2 protein-coding genes are annotated in these 3,474 nt (G+C 40.1%); both read right to left on the bottom strand.

Features of this window, described 5'->3' with window-relative positions; translation table 11 throughout:
• Nucleotides 1–1,733: accessory Sec-dependent serine-rich glycoprotein adhesin (locus K1J10_RS10235; protein WP_223357272.1), on the bottom strand; the 1,733-nt coding region annotated here is incomplete at its 3' end.
• 414 nt (nt 1,734–2,147) lie between these two features.
• The coding region (locus K1J10_RS10245; protein WP_263285416.1) for an LPXTG cell wall anchor domain-containing protein at nt 2,148–3,474 on the bottom strand (1,327 nt) is incomplete at its 5' end.

Here is a 3,474-nt window from a genome sequence, read left to right on the forward strand (position 1 = left end):
GAAGCACTTGTTGATTGTGATTCTGATACGGATTCTGACGCTGATTCACTTAATGAGGCAGATGTCTCTTCTGATTCTGAAGCGCTCACTGATTGGGATTCTGACTCTGAAAGTGAGGACGACGCCTCTTCTGACAATGAAACAGAGGTTTCTTCAGACTCTGATGCGCTCTCAGACTGAGATTCTGATTCTGAAAGTGAGGATGAGGCTTCTTCCGATAAGGAAGCGGAAGCTTCTTCAGAAAGAGAAACGGATTCTGATACTACTTCTGATGTGCTCTCCGAAAGGCTACTTGAAAGGCTCATCGATTGACTGGTCGTATCCACCTCAGATTCAATAACCTTACTACCACTAAAGAAATTGATTTTATTGTTATCTGTTTTACCTGCAAAAGGAGAGAAGGTGAAGGAAGTATCAGCTCCAGTAACTGGAACCGTCCAAGTTGATGTGAGGCCGTACCCTTGCTTAGCCTGATAACCGTTCATCTGGTAACCATTTGCCCAAGTAAAGCCATCTCCTTGCTTCACAATCGGTGTTGTATTCGCCTTCGGATTAGTAACTTGATTTCCTTGTGAATCCGTAATATAACTTGTTACATTAGAAGGAGATCCAAAGCCCTTGCCTAAGGTAAACATCGTTTGTGTTGAGGTTCCTGAATTATAGATCGAATAGCCAGAGGATAAAGCTGCTGGTTTCTCTACACCAGGTGTTTCAGGGTTATCGTAAGTGACCGTATATGTAAAGGTCACTGTTGTTCCATCGTTAAAAGCTTTTAGCTTATAGTAAATTGGAATCTTATAGTTGGTATCTACTCCTGATCCTACATGCAGCTTGGTTTCCCCAGTTGCAATATTCAAAGTCGCCTGAATAGCCGTTTCACCATTGACAGTTGCATTGCCAGTAAAACCTGCTGCATTCAAGGTGACCATTAATTCATCGATAGATTTTCCTAAACGATCGCGTTGCTCAGCATAAGCCTGTGCAGAAACATTGGCATTGATCAAGCTATTGCTAGCTGTCAACTCTGTTTGGACTTTGGCAATCGCTGATTCAAGGGCTTCTTTACGCTCTGAAATCGTCAAATTCGATGAATAATTTCCAGCTAACTTGTTCAAAATTTCTGCTTCTGAAACGTTTTGTGCCAAGACAGTTCTTTCATCTGTTGTAGCAGGTGACTGCTTGGTTTCTTCCGTACCTTCTGACTCAGTTACAGCAACAGTTGATTCACTAAGAGCTGAGGACAACTCTTTAGAACCTTGTTCACTCAATGAAAGTGAGATAGAGCTTGATACAGACTCTGACAATGATACAGATGTGCTCTCAGAAACTGATGTAGATTCAACATTCTGCTCTGATACCGATTCCGATACAGAAGTTGTACCTAGAACCACACTATCTGCTTCTGCAAGTGCCTCAGTATCTAATTCAGATGCTGTCGTTGTTTCAGCACCTGTTTCATCAGCTTGAGCCGCTGTCGTCACGACAGCCCCACCAAGAATAGCCCCCGTTGCTAAGATCCCCTTCAACAAGGTCCGACTTGAGGCTTCTTTCACTGTCATGGATTCTGCAACTACATCTGCTACGACTAATTCTTCAACTTGACCACGGACTACTTTAAAAAGACCCAAGTTGGAAGTTGCTGCACGAAGCCAATTTTTCCCGGATTTGATTAATTTATATCGGGTTACACGATCGGTTTCACGAAATGATCCATTTGAACGTTTAAAAAACATGAACGATTTACTCCTATGATTTTTACTAATGTATTATTATACACTTTTTAAGTTTAAATGTAACTTAAAGTAACTCATATTTTGAATTTGTCAAATTTCTGATAATTTACTTTTTTTAAACTATTTTCAATTGCTTTTTTCTTCCAAAAATACGAAGTCGTTTTCAATCCTAATTTATCAATTTTTTAAAGGTAGTCTTATAGATTTTCAAATTTTTGCATCCTGAAGATTGACTCATCCGAAGCTTATTCGATCACTTCTTCTTTCACTTCTCACAGTTTTTTTGCCTTATACAAATAAAAAGAGGGAACGATTTGTTCCCTCTTTTTTAGGTTTTACAAGCTACTATAGCTGTCAAAAGCGACGACTCTTCTTTCCAAAACGGAAGCTAGTCATTCACTCTAGTAAGATGAATTATTTTTCATCTTCTTTTTTGCGACGACCAAGTGTTGCAAGACCTGCAAGACCTGCGATTGCTCCAAGTACGCCAGTAGCTACTGATTGAGCTTCACCAGTATTTGGAAGTTGCTCAAGAGCTGGAGCTGGTTTAGCTGGTTGCTCTGGAGTAGGGTTAACTGGAGTTGGATCTACTGGTTTATTCGGAGTTGGATCCACTGGTTTTTCAGGAGTTGGATCTACCGGTTTGTTTGGAGTTGGATCCACTGGTTTTTCAGGAGTTGGATCTACTGGTACATTTGGTGTTGGAGTCTTCACAAGTTTGTACACATAAGTGACATTCTTATCACCCTTGATGACTTGACCTGTAGCTGAATCTGTTGTTGTCAAATGTCCATCAACGTCAACTTTACCTACAGAGTAGTTACCTGCTGGTACCAATACATAGATCTTACCATCTGGTGTGATGATTGTATTCGGACGGTTATCGATTACTGTATCGTAGTATTTACCTACTGGTTGTGCATATTCGTCTGTTACAGAATTCTTAAGTGTGTTACCAAATTCATCTACATAGTGAACATAGACGTTACCAGTTGGTGTAGATGGTTCTTCTTTAAGTTTGTAGATATATGTTACATTCTTATCGCCTTCGATAACTTTACCTGTTGTTGTATCTGATGATTCAAGGTGACCTTGTCCATCCACTTTACCTACTGGGTAGTTACCTGCTGGTACCAATTCATATGTCTTACCATTGTATTGGATTTCTTGTGGACGGTTGTCTACTACTGTATCGTAGTCTTTATCAACTGGTTGATCTTGTTCATCAACAACTGAAGTCTTGATTGTGTTACCTTCAGTATCTTTATAGTGAACGTAGACGTTACCTTTCACTTCCTTATAAACATAAGTGATGACTGAACGTGGTTTCTCAACCTTACCTTTGATTGGATCAGATGATTCAAGGTGGCCATCTCCATCGACTTTACCTACTGGGTAGTCACCTTTTGGTACGATCTTGTATGTCTTACCATCTGGTGTCTTGATTGTGTTAGGTTTTTCACCTTCCTCAGTTGTGTCATATGGAGTATCATATGGTGAGTTTGGTGTGTCTTGACGTGGTTTTTGAAGCTCTTTACCGTTTTCATCTACATAAGTAATGATAACTTCACCCTTAGGTTGTGTTGGCTCTTCTTTAAGTTTGTAGATATATGTTACATTCTTATCGCCTTCGATCACTTTACCTGTTGTAGCGTCATCACCTTTCCAGTGACCTTGTTCGTCGACTTGACCTACTGGGTAGTTACCTGCTGGTACCAACTCATAAGTCTTACCTTGGAAT

Source organism: Streptococcus australis (genome assembly GCF_019930045.1).
Classification (GTDB): Bacteria; Bacillota; Bacilli; order Lactobacillales; family Streptococcaceae; genus Streptococcus; species Streptococcus australis_D.